Origin of the sequence: Helicobacter sp. 13S00477-4, assembly GCF_002272785.1 — a bacterium.
Classification (GTDB): domain Bacteria; phylum Campylobacterota; class Campylobacteria; order Campylobacterales; family Helicobacteraceae; genus Helicobacter_J.
This window is the reverse complement of record NZ_MLAS01000006.1, coordinates 52,168-70,079: the sequence shown is the minus strand read 5'-3', so window position 1 is coordinate 70,079 and position 17,912 is coordinate 52,168. Positions and strand designations below refer to the sequence as shown.

At 32.6% G+C, this 17,912-nt stretch carries 17 protein-coding genes and 4 tRNA genes; 18 read left to right on the top strand and 3 right to left on the bottom strand.

The genetic code is table 11. From position 1 onward, the window contains the following. Positions 1 to 84 precede the first annotated feature (84 nt). The 7 genes from BKH44_RS04215 (at position 85) to BKH44_RS04185 (ending at position 4,843) form a co-directional block, all read left to right on the top strand. Positions 85 to 1,695 carry a flagellar hook-length control protein FliK gene (locus BKH44_RS04215; RefSeq protein WP_095270355.1) on the top strand — a complete coding sequence of 537 codons (1,611 nt, stop codon included), beginning with the start codon at positions 85 to 87 and terminating at the stop codon, positions 1,693 to 1,695. A 9-nt stretch (positions 1,696 to 1,704) separates the two neighbouring features. Further along, the gene (gene flgD, locus BKH44_RS04210) at positions 1,705 to 2,526 is read left to right on the top strand and encodes a flagellar hook assembly protein FlgD (RefSeq protein ID WP_095270353.1); all 822 of its coding nucleotides are present in this window, start codon (positions 1,705 to 1,707) and stop codon (positions 2,524 to 2,526) included. Continuing rightward, complete coding sequence (locus BKH44_RS04205) at positions 2,523 to 4,334, top strand: flagellar hook-basal body complex protein (RefSeq protein WP_095270352.1); 1,812 nt, start codon at positions 2,523 to 2,525, stop codon at positions 4,332 to 4,334. Before flgD ends, BKH44_RS04205 begins: the two co-directional genes overlap by 4 nt. A 123-nt stretch (positions 4,335 to 4,457) precedes the next feature. After that, positions 4,458 to 4,535, top strand: a tRNA-Pro gene (locus tag BKH44_RS04200). A 21-nt stretch (positions 4,536 to 4,556) separates the two neighbouring features. Next, a tRNA-His gene (locus BKH44_RS04195) sits at positions 4,557 to 4,633 on the top strand. A gap of 37 nt (positions 4,634 to 4,670) precedes the next feature. After that, positions 4,671 to 4,747: transfer RNA gene (locus BKH44_RS04190), tRNA-Arg, on the top strand. Between the two features lie 19 nt (positions 4,748 to 4,766). After that, positions 4,767 to 4,843, top strand: a tRNA-Arg gene (locus BKH44_RS04185). A 214-nt stretch (positions 4,844 to 5,057) separates the two neighbouring features. Here BKH44_RS04185 and BKH44_RS04180 read toward each other — a convergent pair. The 3 genes from BKH44_RS04180 to BKH44_RS04170 form a co-directional block, all read right to left on the bottom strand. Further along, positions 5,058 to 6,266: a hypothetical protein gene (locus tag BKH44_RS04180; protein WP_095270350.1), complete on the bottom strand. Its 1,209-nt coding sequence runs from the start codon at positions 6,264 to 6,266 to the stop codon at positions 5,058 to 5,060. A gap of 80 nt (positions 6,267 to 6,346) precedes the next feature. Further along, complete coding sequence (locus tag BKH44_RS04175; protein ID WP_095270349.1) at positions 6,347 to 7,528, bottom strand: hypothetical protein; 1,182 nt, start codon at positions 7,526 to 7,528, stop codon at positions 6,347 to 6,349. A 54-nt stretch (positions 7,529 to 7,582) separates the two neighbouring features. Continuing rightward, positions 7,583 to 8,707 carry an Opr family porin gene (locus BKH44_RS04170; RefSeq protein WP_180674108.1) on the bottom strand — a complete coding sequence of 375 codons (1,125 nt, stop codon included), beginning with the start codon at positions 8,705 to 8,707 and terminating at the stop codon, positions 7,583 to 7,585. A gap of 202 nt (positions 8,708 to 8,909) precedes the next feature. Between BKH44_RS04170 and BKH44_RS04165 the strand changes: the two genes are divergently transcribed. The 11 genes from BKH44_RS04165 to purF all read left to right on the top strand — a co-directional run bounded on the left by BKH44_RS04165 (position 8,910) and on the right by purF (position 17,911). Next, the gene (locus BKH44_RS04165; RefSeq protein ID WP_095270346.1) at positions 8,910 to 9,770 is read left to right on the top strand and encodes a DnaJ C-terminal domain-containing protein; all 861 of its coding nucleotides are present in this window, start codon (positions 8,910 to 8,912) and stop codon (positions 9,768 to 9,770) included. Between the two features lie 22 nt (positions 9,771 to 9,792). Then, complete coding sequence (locus tag BKH44_RS04160; RefSeq protein ID WP_095270344.1) at positions 9,793 to 10,155, top strand: helix-turn-helix transcriptional regulator; 363 nt, start codon at positions 9,793 to 9,795, stop codon at positions 10,153 to 10,155. An 11-nt stretch (positions 10,156 to 10,166) separates the two neighbouring features. Continuing rightward, positions 10,167 to 11,360, top strand: a complete 1,194-nt coding sequence (locus tag BKH44_RS04155) for a replication-associated recombination protein A (RefSeq protein ID WP_095270343.1) — start codon at positions 10,167 to 10,169, stop codon at positions 11,358 to 11,360. Further along, the gene (locus BKH44_RS04150) at positions 11,347 to 12,234 is read left to right on the top strand and encodes a hypothetical protein (protein ID WP_095270341.1); all 888 of its coding nucleotides are present in this window, start codon (positions 11,347 to 11,349) and stop codon (positions 12,232 to 12,234) included. The genes BKH44_RS04155 and BKH44_RS04150 overlap by 14 nt, the downstream gene beginning before the upstream one ends. A 57-nt stretch (positions 12,235 to 12,291) precedes the next feature. After that, entirely contained in the window at positions 12,292 to 12,795 is a 504-nt protein-coding gene (locus tag BKH44_RS04145) for a 3-isopropylmalate dehydratase small subunit (RefSeq protein ID WP_095270340.1), read from the top strand. Beyond that, a complete protein-coding gene (leuB, locus tag BKH44_RS04140; protein ID WP_095270338.1) occupies positions 12,795 to 13,868 on the top strand; it encodes a 3-isopropylmalate dehydrogenase in 1,074 nt (357 codons plus the stop codon). The genes BKH44_RS04145 and leuB overlap by 1 nt, the downstream gene beginning before the upstream one ends. Beyond that, entirely contained in the window at positions 13,868 to 14,122 is a 255-nt protein-coding gene (locus tag BKH44_RS04135; protein ID WP_095270336.1) for a hypothetical protein, read from the top strand. The genes leuB and BKH44_RS04135 overlap by 1 nt, the downstream gene beginning before the upstream one ends. Further along, positions 14,113 to 14,379, top strand: coding sequence for a hypothetical protein (locus BKH44_RS04130; RefSeq protein WP_095270334.1), 267 nt, complete (start codon positions 14,113 to 14,115; stop codon positions 14,377 to 14,379). Before BKH44_RS04135 ends, BKH44_RS04130 begins: the two co-directional genes overlap by 10 nt. Positions 14,380 to 14,501: 122 nt before the next feature. Next, positions 14,502 to 15,182, top strand: coding sequence for a response regulator transcription factor (locus BKH44_RS04125; RefSeq protein ID WP_095270332.1), 681 nt, complete (start codon positions 14,502 to 14,504; stop codon positions 15,180 to 15,182). Positions 15,183 to 15,187: 5 nt separating this feature from the next. After that, positions 15,188 to 16,450 carry an ArsS family sensor histidine kinase gene (locus BKH44_RS04120; RefSeq protein ID WP_095270330.1) on the top strand — a complete coding sequence of 421 codons (1,263 nt, stop codon included), beginning with the start codon at positions 15,188 to 15,190 and terminating at the stop codon, positions 16,448 to 16,450. Between the two features lie 69 nt (positions 16,451 to 16,519). Continuing rightward, entirely contained in the window at positions 16,520 to 17,911 is a 1,392-nt protein-coding gene (purF, locus tag BKH44_RS04115; RefSeq protein WP_095270328.1) for an amidophosphoribosyltransferase, read from the top strand. Position 17,912 lies beyond the last annotated feature (1 nt).

The window sequence follows — 17,912 nt, the reverse complement described above, 5'->3', positions numbered from 1 at the left end:
AGTCTTATAGCTTATACATAGATTTATATATATGGAATTATTTTTGCTTGTTTGTTAGGTATATATTTCACTAGGTGGTTCCTTATGTTAGAAAATATCCTCAATAATGTTAATGCTTCCAATGAGGTGCAAGCTCCTTCTAAAAAAGCTTCAAATACAAAAATTAAAGATACTGATAAAAAAGAAATTGATTTCAAAGATATCCTTGAAAAAAATCTCAAAACAGATAAAGAAACTACTAATGATATAACTAATAGCATAAAAGACAAAAATCCTCTATTGGGTGTTGAAGATAAAAATACACAAACAAAAAACTCAACCAAACCAGACAAAAAAGACAAAGAAATTATTAGCAATACAAAAGACAAAAACCTTCCATCAAATACTACAGATAAAATCATAGCATTGAATACACACGATGTGCAAAAAAATGACGATACCAATACACCAACTGAAGATATAAAATCCCCCAATGAAAAAATATTATCCCAAACTCAAATCAAACCTCAAACTGAAAAAAAAATCTCCGATATCAAAACACTCTCTGATGAAAAAAAATTATCTGCAAAAAATATCAATATAGAACAACATCCAGAAAAAATAGACAACAAGTCCATCCCAAATCCTCCAAAACAACAAATGACTCAAGATATACTTGAACAAAAAAGCAAAACTCCTCCAACAACATCAAATCAAAAACCTGAAGAAAAGCCTCTAACTTTTGCCCTAAAAACCCTTGATGAAATTGACAAAAAAGAACTCAAAGAAAGAAAGAAATTCAATCAAGAACATAAAATTGAATATAAAACAGAAGGAAAAGATGAAAAAATAGCCATCATAGAAAGAGGTACTCAATTACCCAAAAATATCGTCGCTCCAAAAATCTATCAAGAAAAAAGAGAAGCAAAACTTCAAGCTAATCAAGAAAAAAACCAAACACTCCAAGAAGCAATTTCACAATCTTTTGTCAAAGAAATAAAAGATCCTACACAAAAAAAAACTAAAAAATCTACCCCCGAAGGCAAATCTAACTCTACTGGAACCGCACTTACAGTAGCAACATTAGCCCAAAAACTTCAAGAACAAAACAAACAGTTTGAAAATGAAAATACCATTGAAAAAAATAATACCCAAACTTCTTTACTTGAAAAAACTAAAAAAAAAGATAATAATCAAGAAGTACGCAAAGCCAAAGAAAAAGTCAAAGAAACACCTTTAAAAGAAAAAGATTCCCCTACAACACTAGGTATTGATGTAAAAAATGACCTTCTTTATAAGAACAACAGTGCTAAAGAAACAATTAAAAATTTTGTCCAAAACTTCAAAGAAGAGATAAAAAATTATAAACCTCCTATGACCAAAATCTCACTGGAGCTCCATCCAGAAAAACTTGGCAAGCTTGAACTAACTATCAAGCAAGTAGGCAAAAACCTCCAAGTCAATGTCATCTCAAACAATCAAGCTATGGCACTTTTTGTCCAAAATCAAACCGAACTGCGTCAAAATCTAGCAATGATAGGTTTCAATGGCGTGGATTTGAATTTTTCTTCTTCTCAAGAAAATCCTCAAAAAAATAATCAAGATTCAAGCAACCAAAAAAGGAACAAAAATAGCTTGAAACAATACGAAGAAATCAAAAATATCCCTCAAATCCCATACGATACGATGGAAATCATCTTACCAAAATATGCATAGGAGGCAATAATGGCGATCGACCTAGCTGAAGTAACAGGTGCTAAAGCAGCCGCAGCAAAAAAAAATGACCAACCTAAAATAGCTAATGGACTTGATAAAGATGCCTTTATGAAACTCTTTTTGGAGCAATTAAAAAATCAAGATCCTACTGCTCCTATGGAAACAGATAAAATCATCACACAAACTGCTCAACTCACACAAGTAGAAATGCAAGAAGAAAATAAAAAGACGATGAAAGAAGTCGCTGAAGCAATGAAGTCAACCAAGGAAACTAATGATTCTTTGAAAGATTTCCAAAGTTCTCTGAAAGAAACCCTTGAAAATCTAAACAAAGGAATGGAAGCAAGCACTCAATCCAGTTCTAATATGGCACAAATCTCTGCACTCAATACAATTTCTATGATAGGGAAAATAGCAGAGACTGATGTGAGTGGAGTAAAAATAAAAGGTTCAGGAGATGTATCCTTTTCACTCTACTTTGATTTACCTATTGATTCTGCTAAGGGAAATCCAGTTATTCAAATCTTTGATGAAAAAAAACAACTCATCAATACCCTACCCATTAATGCCAAAGATGGTCAAAAAGGTTATATTGATTTTACATGGAATGGACTTGATGAAAAAGGTACTCAAGTCCCTGATGGGACTTATGAAATCCGTGCAGAATACAACCTAGACCCTAAAACCAACCAATACCACCAAACACGTATAGGCAGAGGAGAAGTTGAAAGTATTTTATTCAATAAAGGCACTCCAATGTTGCGTTTGGGAGAAATGATACTCCCTTTAGATAGTGCCATTGAATTTTACGATAAGGAAAAAGCTTTATGAATGATACAATTTTAAATTCTTACAGTGGTATAAAAACACATCAATTTGGTCTTGATAGTATCTCAAATAATATTGCCAACGTTAATACGAATGGTTATAGAGAAAATATACCTGAATTTAAAAGTCTTTTTTCCACACACCTTGATTCACTCAATGGTTCTTCTGCTATTAGCAATGATAGGAATTTTGGTGCAACAGGATCAAGCAATGCCATTTCAACCAAAAGTGGCAACTACCATCAAACAAATGGTGAATTTGATATGGCTTATCAAGGCAAAGGTTGGTTTATTGTAGGACCGAACCAAACAGGGCATTTCAAAATAGAAAAAGATGGTTATGAGCAAGATCAAGCAAATTATTTTACCAGGGATGGGAGTTTCAGCAGAGACAGCGATGGGTACTTGGTGAATTCACAAGGTTATTATGTATATGGCATCAATCTAGATAAGATTAAAAATGGAATCTTTACATCAAGCAATGATCCTGATAACGACATAAAAGAACTTGCAGAAAATAGCCTCTCACCGATAAATATCCCTCAAGAATTAAAATTTCATCCTGTCTTGACCACAAAAGTACAAGCAAACATCAACCTCAATCCAAAAACTGACTTTAAAAATGCTCAAGATATATTTCTAGATCCTCAAGGCAATCTTTTAGAAGACTTATTTGCAAAACAAGATTTCAATGCTTTAGCAAATAATGATAATGAACCCTTAGAATCGAATTTATTCAAAACACTAAAATTGACTATAACATCCAAAGATGGACAACCCCAATCTTTTGAATTCACATATGGCTCTGGAGGAGAAGACAAAAATGAATTCAAAACGATCAAAGATTTACAAAAACTCATCAAAGATAAAACAAATCTTGATTTAGATGTAACAAGAGATGCCAACAATAAACCAAAAAAACCCTTAACTCTAAGTATTATAAACAATGCTCAAGATATGAATCTCTCAATAGAAGGGAATTTAGCCGAAAAGTTAGGTATCAATATGATGAATGCACCTCTTAAAAAAGGTTCTTCAGAAGAATCAAATCCTATAAAAGTCCCATTTTATAGCACTTCGATAGAAATATATGATGAGGATGGTAAAAAATTCCTCTTAAAAAGTGATTATTTTATGACAAATTCAGGAGATAAATTTTCAAACCCTCCATCCAATCAAAAATGGCAAGTCAAAAGTGCTATTTATGACGATAAAGCCCAATTCCTAATCAGTAAAAATCCTACCGAAGAAAGTATAGAGTTTGATGAAAACAACAACATCATTGCCAAACCAATGGAGATTGATTTCAAGGGTAATAAAATCCAATATTCTTTATCTGGAGATGAAGAACATAAATCTACCAATATGCCCTATCAAGATTCTAAACTCTCAGGCGTGATACAAGATGGAAAGCCAGAAGGGTCACTAAAAGAAGTCCGTATTGATAGTAATGGAATCATATACCTAGCATTTAGTAATGGGGCTTATGAGCCTATGGGTAGGATAGGCATTGCTGCTTTTGTAAACGATCAAGGATTAAGGAAAGTCGGGGGTAATTTATTAGAAATGACTTCAAACACATACAATGGAAACAACAAAATACTAAGCGGGAATCCAATTTTAGGATGGGATGACAAAGAAGGCAAACTAAAATTTGGAAAAGTCTTGCAAAAATACCTTGAAACAAGCAATGTTGATGTAGGTGATGCTTTGACCAATCTGATTTTAATGCAAAGAGGTTATTCAATGAATGCCAAAGCCTTTAGCACTGGTGATGATCTCATCAAAGAAGCTATTAATTTGAAAAAATAATATTTTATTAAGATTTAAAAGATATTAAAAATGATTAAAATATTATATCCAAATCAAATCAACTAAAGTCTTGACAAAAACGATAGGGTTAAGCTATAATTCGCCCTCTTAAGCATATTTTATCGGGGCGTAGCGCAGTCTGGTTAGCGCACTTGGTTTGGGACCAAGGGGTCGAAGGTTCGAATCCTTTCGCCCCGACCATTGCTTTAGACATTCTTTATGGTGGGTGTAGCTCAGTTGGTTAGAGCATCAGGTTGTGGCTCTGAGGGTCGTGGGTTCGATCCCCATCACCCACCCCATAATTTTTTAATTTTGATTTCATGGTTAATTATTTTTGCGTTCGTAGCTCAATTGGATAGAGCACCAGACTTCGGATCTGGGGGTTAGGGGTTCGACTCCCTTCGAGCGTACCACGCATAGATACCATATCTTGCGCTCGTAGCTCAGTTGGATAGAGCAACAGCCTTCTAAGCCGTAGGTCACAGGTTCGAATCCTGTCGAGCGTACCACCCAAAACTTCCCTTTCATATATATCAACATTTCACTATACATTGATACACATTTTTAGGTTCAAATTTCGTCATTCTGGCATTTTATATTTATAAGTTATATATGATATAGATATCACAATCTATTGAAGTCTTTAAGAAGTGCTTATCAAATAAAAGGATAAATCCTTTAAGTCAATCTCAATGAGATAACTTTTAGGATTTATTGATTGATTTAAAAAGTTATTTTAGCAAAAGCTACAGCATTGTTTTGTGATATTTCTTTCTTTTGGAAACCATTGCTCACATACCCCCCACCAATTTGCAATCCAAGATATTTTGTTTCAAATACATTCCAAGAAACAATAGCAGAAAATTCATTATAATCTCCATTTGCATATAGCAAATCAAAATTAATAATATTTGTTTCTAATCCAGCAAATACATACCAACTGCTTTCATTCCTGCCAAAATAATAATTACTATAATCTCCTGTCAAATATCTCCAACCATAGAATCTTGCCTTGTCATTTATTGAGGAAATACCATTATTTTTACCCACAGTATACCAGCCAGCACCAGCTTTTACAATATTATTAAAACGAACTTCTTCATCAACCCAAAGTAAAAATGTATCATCCTTATCAACATCAAAAAGATTTTGCCATAAAAATCTTCCAGTAGTGATTGATTTGACTCCATTATCATTGCCAAATTCTAAAGCCAGTTTTGTGCCAGCTTGAATCATTGAATGATTCCTTTCATCAGCATATCCAACACCACCCATAAAATAATGGACAAATGGATCAATTTTCAAAAATCCTAAATCAATATTGATCCCTCCAGCAAAAAGATCCCGCTTGCCTATATCAAAATGATTAAAACTTGAACTATACCTATTAAAAGCACTGAGTTCAGAACCAAAACGATTTGGCTGATAACCAAAAGTAGAAGCATCATTCACCCAAGTAGCCCAAGCTCCAAAGTATTTTGTATCCCATTTCGCAGCAACCCCTTGAGTATGACCAATAATCCAATCAGAATCTAAAAAACTATTATCAAATCGACCAACAGCTAATTGCATTTGACCATCATATTTCACATACAAATCAGAAAGATCAGCATAGTCGGTACTATACATATTTTGAGCATAGTTGTCGCCATTCCCAATATTTTTAGGAATTCCATAAACAGGAAAAGCTCCCCAACCAGCAGCGCCAATGTGAACATTTCCAAATCCTACATCTAGTCCAACTTGAGCAGTTATACCCCCATATTGAGAAGTTTTGGTTTTGTCATCTTTTTCATCAAGCATTTTATTGCCATCTCCAAAACCTTTATCATAAAATCCACCAATATGTCCAAAAGGTGTAAAATCAGCTGCATTCATACTGCTTAAAAAAGCTCCCATCAATACAACAGAACCAAAAATCTTAGTTTTCATCATTGTTCCTTTATAATATGTAGGCTTGTTAGATTTAACCCAACAAACCTATATATCGTCAAAAATAAAGCGTGCTTAAATCAATAGGAAAATTTACCAAAAAACACAAGAGAACTATTGCCAATATCATTAAGAACTTTTGAAGAATAAGAATAGACATAACCTCCGCCAGCATTGAATTTCATATTTCGATGTTGCCATATTTTATAATCAGCCATCAAAGAATATTCTTGATAAACTCCAAAGGCAACCATTGCATCAACTCGTACTCGATTTGTATCTAAACCACCAAATAAATATCCAGTTACTGTAGAATTAGCAAAATATGGTGCAGGAACACCTGGCGAATTTATACCTCTTCCATAAAATTTACTCCTATCGCTGAATGTCCAAAGAGATCCTTTACCATCTGCCCCAAGCACAGCATAAAATCCTGCACCAAAGTTAAATATTTTATGCTTGAGTGCTTCTTCAATCCAAATGAGTCCAGCTAGATCATCTCCAGCCAATCCATCAGTATCACCATATTGAAACATTCCACGTAAAAGTGTAGTAGAATGAAATCCGCTAAAATCAGTTGCATACCCAGCTTTTGCTCCAACTTGCACAAGAGCACCTTTTGTAATTGTGGGCAATTGAGTATCTATTAATACAAAAGGAGAAATCCTAAAATCTTTATAGGTATAATCAACACCTCCGGCAATAACCTCTCCACCAACATAAGATTTTTTCGCTGTAGGGTTATAAGCAGCCAAAGCATTCAAATCAGTAGCAATCCTTTTTCCTTGTTGACCACTATATTGATATCCATTATATAGTATAGAATCCATATAGATTCCCCAATAATTCATACCCCTATCATTGATTTTTACAGAAATACCTTGAATATTCCCAGCCAACCAATCAAACTCAACAAAATCAGTATTATATCTACCAAATGCTAGTTTTAAATTTTCAGTATTATATTTTACATATGCATCTGAAATATCCCCAGAACTTTTATAAGGAGCATTCGCCTGTTTGTTACTGAACACACTCCAAGCTCCAATAGCACCAAGCCCTAAACTCCAATTATTATCCAATAAAAAATTTGCACCTGCACGTGCATTCAAACCAATATAACTATGAGGTGAAGACTGGATACCTTGATTGTATAAAACACCCAAATAGCCAAATGGATCAACAGTAACCTCTAAAGCATTGGCAAAATTTGTACCTGAAACAACAAATGAAAGAATTGAACCTAAGATAACTTTTTTCATAAATCTCCTTATTTTATATTATAAAATTTTTACAATATATTATAATCTATAAAACTAAAAACTATACTGAATAAAACCACGACCCATTATATAGTTTTTTGTTCCATTAAAATAACCTATAGCTTCAGTTTGATTTGACATTCCTAAAAGACCTAAACCCAATTCAACCCCTTTATAAATATCAAAATTAATTCTAGCTTCCCAATTTAAAATATTTTTTTTATCAATAAATGTACCTCTAATTGCTCCATATAAAGAAACATAATCCATAATCTTTGTAGAAGCAAATCCATAAACCGTAACAGCATTTCCATAAAATACACCAACTGTTCTTTCAAATGGAGTATGTTGACCAAAAGAATCAATACGATTTACCCCTACTCCACCCCCAACACTTACAAGTCCTACACCTCCTTCAAAACCATTCCACCCCATTAATCCCTCAATCCAGACTAAACCACTACTGCTTGAAACTTTATAATATTTTTCAGAAGGGACATAAGAAAGCAAATGAATATGACTGTCAAAATAAATGCCTTGTTTCAATGGTAAATGTAATTTTAATTTAATACCTGGAGAGATAAAAAAACCCGGTGCGATATACAAATAAGGTTCAATTTTTAAAGGGGCATTTGGTATTTGAATATCAGCACGAAGCAAAAGACTTCCAGACCAATCAAACATTTTCCTAAAACCATCACTCAAATAATAATTTTTAACATAAGCATTCCTAAAAGCCCATACAAAAGCTAAAGAAATATTATCAAGTTTATCATATGTAACACTCAAACCTTCAGTATTATGAGTCATCCATTCCTCGTTGATTTCATAACGACCTAATGTAATACCAAACTTCTCATATTCATTATAAAAATCTCCATAAAGTTTAGAAAATACAAATATATTTTGTGCCCTTTCAAAATCATTTTTATTCGCCTCATAGAGTTTTGGCACAAGCCAAACTTCTGCACCAACCTTATAGCCCATAAATCTCTGAGAATTGTATCCTAAAGACATATTCAAATCACCATAAGTAGGATCCTGTTTTGTAGATTGCTGAAAAAAAGCTCCAATATGCCCATTGACAATACCTTTCATAAATGCTTCTTCCGGAGTTTTTGGACTCGCAGCAAACACTATCCCTCCATACAAACAACACAAAACAAGCTTCCTTAGCATTGATATCCTTTGTTCTGACATAAAACAATAATTTTATAAAACTATTTTAATTTTAGTTTGCTAGCAAAAAAAGTTCCAAACCTTGCATTAATAATTTTTTATAGATGATATAAATAAAGTTGATTGACTCATACTAAACTTTTATGATATAATAAACTTAAAGAATTTGGAATTTTAAAGAATAATTTTGGGAGTGCTTTAAATGAGCAAAAGTCTATACAAAACCCTTGAAGTCAGTGAAAATGCAAGTCCTGAAGAAATCAAAAAAGCCTATAGAAAACTTGCAAGAAAATATCACCCAGATGTGAATAAAGACAAAGAAGCTGAAGAAAAATTCAAAGAAATCAATGCAGCATATGAAATCCTCAGTGATGAAAAAAAACGAACACAATACGATCAATTTGGTGATAATATGTTTGGCGGGCAAGATTTTAGTGATTTTGCAAGATCTCAGGGAGGAGCAGGTATCAATTTAGACGATATACTTTCTCAAATATTTGGTAGTGCTGGAGGATTTGGATCAGGAGGGAATAGTTTTGGATTTGGTGCTGGTTTTGGTTTTGAACCTGATTTGAATATCCACGCAAACCTTACAATACCATTTACCATTGCCGTACTTGGAGGAAAACAACATATCAACTTACAAAATGATAGCTTTGATATAAAAATCCCAGCAGGTATCAACGAAGGTGAAACGATTAGGATAAGAGAAAAAGGTAAAAAAAATCGAAGTATGCAAGGGGATTTATTGCTAAAAATAAATATTGCCCCCGATCCAGAATATATGAGGAATGGCGATGACTTAACCAAAACTTTTGATATACCTTTAAAAATAGCTCTTTTTGGAGGGAAAATCTCTATCCCTACCCTTTATAAAGAAGTCAACTTAAAAATCCCTGCCAATACAAAAAATGCTCAAAAATTTCGCATCAAAGAACTTGGAGTAAAAAATAGAAAAAGTGGTCATATTGGTGATCTTTATCTGAAAGCAAATATTATCCTACCTAACATAGACTCATTATCAGAAGAGTTCAAAAAAATGCTTGAAGAACAACTACCCTAAATCATAAAAAAGGATAAAACTTATGTATAGCTATGATGAACCTGTTTATCTTATCAGCGTCGTTGCAAAAATACTTGAAATCCACCCACAAACCCTCAGACAATATGAAAAAGAAGGATTAATTGAACCCAATCGCACAGATGGAAAGATGAGACTGTACTCACAAAGAGATATTGACAAAATCAAGACAATACTAAGGCTTACGCGTGATATGGGTGTAAATCTTGCAGGTGTAGACATCATCTTACGACTAAAAGAAAGACTAGATGAACTTGATTTGCTGAATGAGGAACTTCGATCAAATCTACAAAAAAAATCTCAAACTCAAAATACCGGAGTCAGTGTAAAACAAAGTTCTTATGAATTAATAATATTCAAAAAATAATTAAATTATTGATGAAAAATTTAGCCAATTTAATGCGTCCAAAAATCTTAGAAGATTTTATAGGACAAGAACATATTTTAAATCCCTCATCTGCTTTATTTAAAGTTTTTTCATCAGGCACATTCCCACATTCATTTTTTTATGGCAGTCCAGGCAGTGGAAAAACAACCCTAGCAAGACTTATTGCCCAAAAGCTAGAAAAACCATTTCTGCAATTTAATGCAACTAATTTTAAATTAGAAGAGCTACGTCAAAATCTAAAAACTTATCAAAATACATTGACAAAACCTATTGTATTTATTGATGAAATACACCGCCTAAACAGAACCCAGCAAGAATTTTTACTACCAATTATGGAAAATCAAGAAGCTATTATACTTGGAGCAAGTACAGAAAACCCTTATTATACACTCACTGCAGCTATAAGATCTCGATCTTTATTGTTTGAATTTTTGCCATTAAGCGATACTAATCTTGAATCCATTTTAAATAAAACCCTTGCCCTTTATCCTTGCACTATTGATGAAAAAGCAAAAAAATACCTCATCAGTTCAAGCGGAGGAGATGCACGAGCAATGCTTAATCTTTTGGATATAGCAATGGAAAAACAAAATATCGATATTGATACTCTAAAGACACTCCGTCCCATAAGCCTTAATGATGGCAGTAGTGAAAACAATACCCATTATAATCTCATCAGTGCCCTCATCAAATCTATCCGTGGGAGTGATGAAAATGCTGCTATTTATTATTTAGCTAGATTGATTTGTGGAGGCGAAAATCCTGAATTTATAGCTAGGAGACTTGTAATTTTAGCCAGTGAAGATATTGGGAATGCTAATCCCAATGCCCTAAATTTAGCTACATCAACAATGCTTGCAGTGTCTAAAATAGGATATCCAGAAGCACGAATTATTCTTTCTCAATGCGTCATCTATCTCTCTTGTTCACCAAAATCAAATACAGCCTATAATGCAATCAATGAAGCTATTAAAAGTGTGAATAAAGGTGAAATCCTCTCTATTCCTAAAAATATTATCCCAAAAGCTAATGAGTATCTTTATCCTCATGATTATGGAGGCTGGGTTAAACAAAAATATCTCCAAAAGCCACTCATATTTGTCAAACATACACAAAAAGCATTTGAAAAAACCCTTCAAAATTGGCTTGATAAGATTAAAGGTAAAATGAATGAAGAAAACTAAATGGATTTTATTGCTTTTAATTTTAAAAAATCTTTTTGGAGAAGATACAGATCTTGATATTGATACAACCAAAAGAGGTTGGCATTTAGAACTCAAAAGAATATCTTTAAACTTTTCTTCAACCTCATTAAAAAATCAAAATATCTATAAAGATTTTTCCAATAGCCGCATTAGAGGAAATTCTCAAATTGTCGGACAAACTTTTGGAGAATTTGATGCAAATTATTATGCCAAAAGATTTGTAATTTTCAATTCCCTCCTAACAGAATACGGGAGGAATATTATCAGTCCTGAAACTGGACCAAGAATAGATAATAAAACCCTGGATAGAATTTTATTATCCACAGATTATACACAAAGGATTTGGGATTTTGAAAATATGCTTGGTGGTTTTGAATTAGGTCCTTATATCCAGCTAAGCTATCGGACAGAGTTTACTCCTCAACCTGGACTCAACAGGATAAAAATCCTACGTTTTAGCAGTGGATTTAAGATTTTTGAAGGGAACTATATCAAAAATCTTTATCTGAGTCTTTTTGGAGAAGAAGATTTTACCTATCAAAGACCTGTAGAGAGCTTAGGAATTCAAACAGGCATTGATGTGAAGCAAAAAATCCAAGATAATGTCAATGTAAGCTATCATTTTAGCTTTAGGGATTATCTTATCAATGATTACAAACCTTCTCATAATCCCCAATATGAACTTGAATTGGATATAAGGATGGATACAAATCTATACAAAAATCTATCCATAGCCCCTTTCATAACCTTTTATATGCTTAAGGGAAGATTTTTTAAAGAAGTCGGTACAAATGTTTTTATAGGGGTTTCTATTTCTTACAATCAAATTTTTATGAATGCTTCTCAAAAATAAAGTAATTTTTAAATCAAACTTGCTAAAATCAACAAACACTAAACAAAGGGAGTGATGATGCAAAATAGAATAGGAAAGGCTTGGAAATTTGGTAAAAATATTGACACAGATATCATTATCGCTGCACGATACCTCAACACAAGCGATATTAAAGAATTAGCAACACATATTATGGAAGACTCAAGGGGTGGATTTTCAAATATTATTTCAAAAGGTGATTTTATTGTCGCAGATGAAAATTTTGGATGTGGTAGCAGCAGAGAACATGCACCATTGGCACTCAAAGAAGCTGGCATAAGTGCAGTTCTTGCACCATCCTTTGCTAGAATTTTTTATCGAAATGCGTTCAATACAGGTCTATTAATACTAGAAGTACCTCAAAATGAGATTGTTACGATTGAAGAAGGGGATCAGCTTGAAATTTGTCTTGAAAAAAATAAAATCATCAATCATACCAAGAATAAACAATATCAATATGCTAAAATCCCTCCTTTTATGCTTGAATTACTTAATTGTGGTGGATTAATACCGTATGCACAAAAACAAATAAAGGATTTGTGATGAAAACATACAAAATAGCCCTTATCAAAGGTGATGGTATTGGACCTGAAGTTATCAATGAAGCTATTAAAGTATTGAATAAAGTGAGTGAGCTTGAAGGTTTCAACATTGAATACAAAGAATATCTAATGGGTGGATGTGCTTATGACCTATACAAAAATCCTTTGCCTGAAGAAACTATTAATGGTTGTCTAGAAGTCAATGCTATTTTATTTGGAGCAATCGGAGGGAATAAATGGGATAATCTTCCAAGAGAAATGCGACCTGAAAGTGGTCTTTTACGTCTAAGAAAAGCCTTAGAAGTATTTGGTAATATACGTCCTGCAATGGTATTTGAAGAATTAACAAAAGCTAGCACACTCAAAGCAGAGATTATAACAAACACAGATTTGATAGTTGTTCGTGAACTCATAGGTGGGATTTATTTTGGACAACCCAAAGGAAAAGATTCAGATCGTGCTTACAATACAATGATTTATACAAAAGAAGAAATAACAAGAATAGCAAAACTTGCTTTTGATTTAGCAAGCACTCGAAGAAAAAAAGTGTGTTCAGTAGATAAAGCAAATGTTTTAGAAGTTAGCCAGCTTTGGCGTGAAGTTGTAACCCAAGTTTCAAAACAATACCCTGAAGTCGAACTCACCCATCAATATGTTGACAATGCAAGTATGCAGCTCATAAAAGATCCAAAGCAATTTGATGTTATTTTGACTGAAAATCTTTTTGGAGATATATTAAGTGACGAAGCTGCCATGCTTACTGGTTCTATTGGTCTACTTCCATCTGCAAGCATTGGAGGAAAAGTATCACTTTATGAACCTATACATGGATCTGCTCCTGACATTGCAGGAATGGGGATTGCAAATCCTATTGCCGCGATATTGAGTGCGGCTATGATGTTAAAATATAGCTTCAAAGAAAATCAAGCAGCAGAAAATATCCATCAAGCTATAGTAAAAGTACTCAAAAAAGGTTATCGCACTAAAGACATAGCTTTATTTGATGCTAAAAATATTTGTAATACTTCACAAATGGGAGATTTAATAGTAAAATATCTTAAAGAGGAAATATAATGAATGCCAGTAAAACAATTACGCTCGCAAGTATTTATGAATTACAAGGTCTAAAAGATGAAGCATTGCAAATTTATAAAGATATCCTTAAATTCGACCCAACAAATCAACAAGCACAACAGGGCTATAAACGTCTTAACAAAAAAACAAAAAGTTTTAAGGGTCTGAATATAAAAGCAAAAGATTTTTTTATAGAAGCTTCAAATCAAAAAGAATTAAAAGTATTTGAAAGGTGGTTAATGAAATGGAACTAAAAGATGTTATTCTTGAAGCACTTACAGAAATGGGGGATAGTCAAATTTCAAATGATTCAGAAATATCAGAAGCAAAAAATACAATAATATCTTCTAAAAATGAATTAGAATTTTTATCTGATTTGAGAGAGAAAACACTTGTACTTTTTGAAGGTTTGCAATCTCCTCAAATAAAAGACTTGCCAACAAAGCTTGATTTAGTTATCAATTATCTACAATACCAATTATATATCATTGATGAAAAATTGGGTAATTAGCCAGGATGTGTGATTATCTTTTTGCGTATTTTGAATTTTAAAATATATTATTTAATGAATTTTATAGTATGATTCAATCCAAAAAATATAAACAAACAATCCTCATATTCAAGGTAAGATAAATGCTAGAAGTATTAATGATAGAAGATGATATAGAACTTGCAGAAATCCTGAGTGAATACCTCAAACAACATGATATTAATGTTACAAATTATGATGAACCTTATACAGGAATGAGTGCAGTAGCTACACAACACTACGATCTTTTGCTCCTTGATCTTACATTGCCAAATTTAGATGGACTTGAAGTCTGCAAAAGAGTTGCAAAACAAAAAAATATTCCTATTATAATCTCTTCTGCTAGGAGTGATCTAAATGATAAAATAAAAGCTCTTGAATATGGTGCTGATGACTATATACCAAAACCTTATGACCCTAAAGAACTCTTAGCTAGAATCCAATCCCTTTTGAGAAGATACAATAAAAAAGGTGGAAAAAATGAGGAGAAAGACAAAAGTTCCATTTTCAGAATAGATAAAGATAGTCGTGAAGTTTACTTCAAAGACAAAAAACTAGAACTTACTCGTGCAGAATATGAAATCCTTACGCTCCTTATCAGTAAAAAAGGTCATGTATTTTCAAGAGAAGCAATTGCTATTGAATCTGAATCTATCAATCCGGAAAGCTCAAACAAAAGTATAGATGTTATTATAGGTAGATTACGAGCCAAAATTGAAGAAGATCCAAAAAAGCCTAAATATATCATTTCAGTCAGAGGGGTGGGCTACAAGCTAGAATCTTAATTAAGATGAAAACCTCAATATTTTTCAAAATTACAACATTATTTTTGTTTGCCTTATTTAGTTTTTTTGCATTTTCTTTTTATTTTATTAAATCTGAAATGGATAGAGAAATAAAAAAATCTGAGTTTAAATACAGACAATTCACAGCCACTATAAACCAAATCATCACTTACAATGGCAATATCAAGACTATAGAAAAATACCTTAAAGATCTTGGTTTTGAAATCACTTCCGAACCTAATATCAAACAAGCCTTATTGGATTATAAAAAAATTCCTATTGGTATCAATGGAATATTCGCTAAAACCATAAAACTCAATAATGAAATCTTTATTCTTCTTGAAACTCAAGATAAAGCAACTCTTTATAAAGATACGTTTAAAACTTCTTATCAAAATTATTATCTCATTACATTTGCAGGTATTTTATTATTGATATTCCTCTTTGCACTTGTGATAAAAAGTTTATTGCCACTCAAAAGCCTAAGACAACAAATCCGCTATTTTTCAAATGGAAAACTCAATATCACCTGCAAAACAGATCAACAAGATGAAATCGGAGAATTAGCAAATGAATTTGACAATGCGATCAAAAAAATCGCTGCACTCAATGAATCTAGAACTTTATTCCTGAGATCAATTATGCATGAGCTAAAAACACCTATTACAAAAGGTCGCATCACTGCTGAAATGGTCAAAAATTCTTTACAAAAAGAACGACTTATTTCTGCATTTGAACGTCTAAATGAACTCATCAATCAATTTGCTAAAATTGAACAACTCTCTTCTAAAAGCTATAAACTCAATAAAAGAGAATTTTTAGTAGATGAACTGATTGAATATATTAAAAAAATGTTATTGATAGATAAAATGGGTACAGATCCAATCATCCTTTTGTCTCCAAATGACTTAATCAAAGCAGATTTTGAACTTTTTGCGATGTCTGTGAAGAATCTTTTAGATAATGCTATTAAATACAGTTATGACAATCAAGTGACTATCAATACAGATAAGTATAGTCTCATCATAGCTAACAAAGGCGATCCTTTAAAAATGGATTTTAAAGAATATTTCAAGCCTTATTTTAAAGATTCTACAAAAGTAGGATCTGCAGGATTTGGTCTTGGAATGTATATCATAAAAAATACTCTTGATGCACAAGGTTTTAACATTACTTATGAATACAAGGACAACATCAATTATTTTATCATTTCTGGATGTGTTGTTGAAAATTATTGCATTGTGCCAAAAAATACCCTCACACAATAAAAAAGAAATATTATGCTTTTATTGGTTACAATATTAAAAGAATACTTCATTCAAAGGAACAATATCTGAATGGAAGACTGGAATGAAAAATGTGCAGTTGTCGGTATTTATAGTGTTCATAATGCCTCTATATTAAGTTATTATTCATTATTTTCAATGCAACATAGAGGACAAGAAGCAAGTGGTATCAGCACATCAAATGGCAAAAAGATTTTCACCTATAAAAAAAATGGCTTAGTTTCTGATGTTTTTAATAAAAATATTTTATCAAAACTTGAGGGAAATTCAAGCATAGGACACAATCGTTACTCAACTGCAGGAGAGGACTCCATCAATGACTGCCAACCAATTTTTGCAAAATATGCACTTGGAGAAATCGCTATCGTACACAATGGAAACCTTACAAACACAAAAAAGCTCCGTCAATCCCTCATCCAAGAAGGGGCAATATTCCAAAGTCACCTTGATACAGAAAATCTAATCCATCTGATTGCTAAAAGCAATAAAAACAATCTTGAAAACAGAATCATTGATGGACTTAATCAAATCAAAGGAGCCTATGCTTTTGTATTTTTATCTCGAACAAAAATGTTTGCTGTAAGGGATAAACACGGACTACGACCCTTAAGTTTAGGTAAAATAATCAATCCTGATGGGAGTTTTGGTTATATTGTTGCAAGTGAAACTTGTGCTTTTGATCTCATTAATGCCGAATATATTAGAGATATAGAACCCGGAGAAATGATAGTATTTGAAGGACTGAATTCTAAACAACCAACATTAAAATCCATAAAAATATTCCCTCAAAATCCTTATCCTTGTATTTTTGAATATGTTTATTTTGCACGTCCTGACAGTAAAATATTTGGAAAAAATGTTTACCAAATCCGCAAACAAATGGGCATCCAACTTGCCAAAGAACATAAAATCAATGCAAATATGGTCATACCGGTTCCTGATAGTGGAGTCGCTGCTGCTATTGGATATTCTGCAGAAAGTGGTATTCCTTTTGAATTGGGCATCATACGAAATCATTATGTTGGTAGAACTTTTATTGAGCCAACCCAATCAACAAGGGAACTCAAAGTAAGACTAAAGCTAAACCCTATTTCTGAACTCATTGCAGATAAGGATATTATTATTATTGATGATTCTATAGTCAGAGGAACCACTAGCAAACAAATCATCAAAATTTTACGGCAAGCAGGAGTTAAAAAAATACATTTATTCATCTCTTCGCCCCCAACTATTTCGCCTTGTTTTTATGGAGTGGATACACCAGATAAATCTGAACTTATTTGTGCCAATCATTCTTTAGAAGAAGTGAGGGATTTTATAGGGGCTGATTCGCTTGAATTTTTATCCCTTGAAGGATTAAAAAAATCCATCCAATCTGATCTCAAAGAAAAATTTTGCCAAGCTTGTTTTGATGGTAAATATATTGATGAACTGGAAGGATAGG

Excerpts from the sequence above, each read along its gene's own strand:
- BKH44_RS04215 (WP_095270355.1), top strand. The coding sequence starts at position 85 with ATGTTAGAAAATATCCTCAATAATGTTAATGCTTCCAATGAGGTGCAA.
- flgD (WP_095270353.1), top strand. The coding sequence starts at position 1,705 with ATGGCGATCGACCTAGCTGAAGTAACAGGTGCTAAAGCAGCCGCAGCA.
- BKH44_RS04205 (WP_095270352.1), top strand. The coding sequence starts at position 2,523 with ATGAATGATACAATTTTAAATTCTTACAGTGGTATAAAAACACATCAA.
- BKH44_RS04180 (WP_095270350.1), bottom strand. The coding sequence starts at position 6,266 with ATGAAAACTAAGATTTTTGGTTCTGTTGTATTGATGGGAGCTTTTTTA.
- BKH44_RS04175 (WP_095270349.1), bottom strand. The coding sequence starts at position 7,528 with ATGAAAAAAGTTATCTTAGGTTCAATTCTTTCATTTGTTGTTTCAGGT.
- BKH44_RS04170 (WP_180674108.1), bottom strand. The coding sequence starts at position 8,707 with ATGCTAAGGAAGCTTGTTTTGTGTTGTTTGTATGGAGGGATAGTGTTT.
- BKH44_RS04165 (WP_095270346.1), top strand. The coding sequence starts at position 8,910 with ATGAGCAAAAGTCTATACAAAACCCTTGAAGTCAGTGAAAATGCAAGT.
- BKH44_RS04160 (WP_095270344.1), top strand. The coding sequence starts at position 9,793 with ATGTATAGCTATGATGAACCTGTTTATCTTATCAGCGTCGTTGCAAAA.
- BKH44_RS04155 (WP_095270343.1), top strand. The coding sequence starts at position 10,167 with ATGAAAAATTTAGCCAATTTAATGCGTCCAAAAATCTTAGAAGATTTT.
- BKH44_RS04150 (WP_095270341.1), top strand. The coding sequence starts at position 11,347 with ATGAAGAAAACTAAATGGATTTTATTGCTTTTAATTTTAAAAAATCTT.
- BKH44_RS04145 (WP_095270340.1), top strand. The coding sequence starts at position 12,292 with ATGCAAAATAGAATAGGAAAGGCTTGGAAATTTGGTAAAAATATTGAC.
- leuB (WP_095270338.1), top strand. The coding sequence starts at position 12,795 with ATGAAAACATACAAAATAGCCCTTATCAAAGGTGATGGTATTGGACCT.
- BKH44_RS04135 (WP_095270336.1), top strand. The coding sequence starts at position 13,868 with ATGAATGCCAGTAAAACAATTACGCTCGCAAGTATTTATGAATTACAA.
- BKH44_RS04130 (WP_095270334.1), top strand. The coding sequence starts at position 14,113 with ATGGAACTAAAAGATGTTATTCTTGAAGCACTTACAGAAATGGGGGAT.
- BKH44_RS04125 (WP_095270332.1), top strand. The coding sequence starts at position 14,502 with ATGCTAGAAGTATTAATGATAGAAGATGATATAGAACTTGCAGAAATC.
- BKH44_RS04120 (WP_095270330.1), top strand. The coding sequence starts at position 15,188 with ATGAAAACCTCAATATTTTTCAAAATTACAACATTATTTTTGTTTGCC.
- purF (WP_095270328.1), top strand. The coding sequence starts at position 16,520 with ATGGAAGACTGGAATGAAAAATGTGCAGTTGTCGGTATTTATAGTGTT.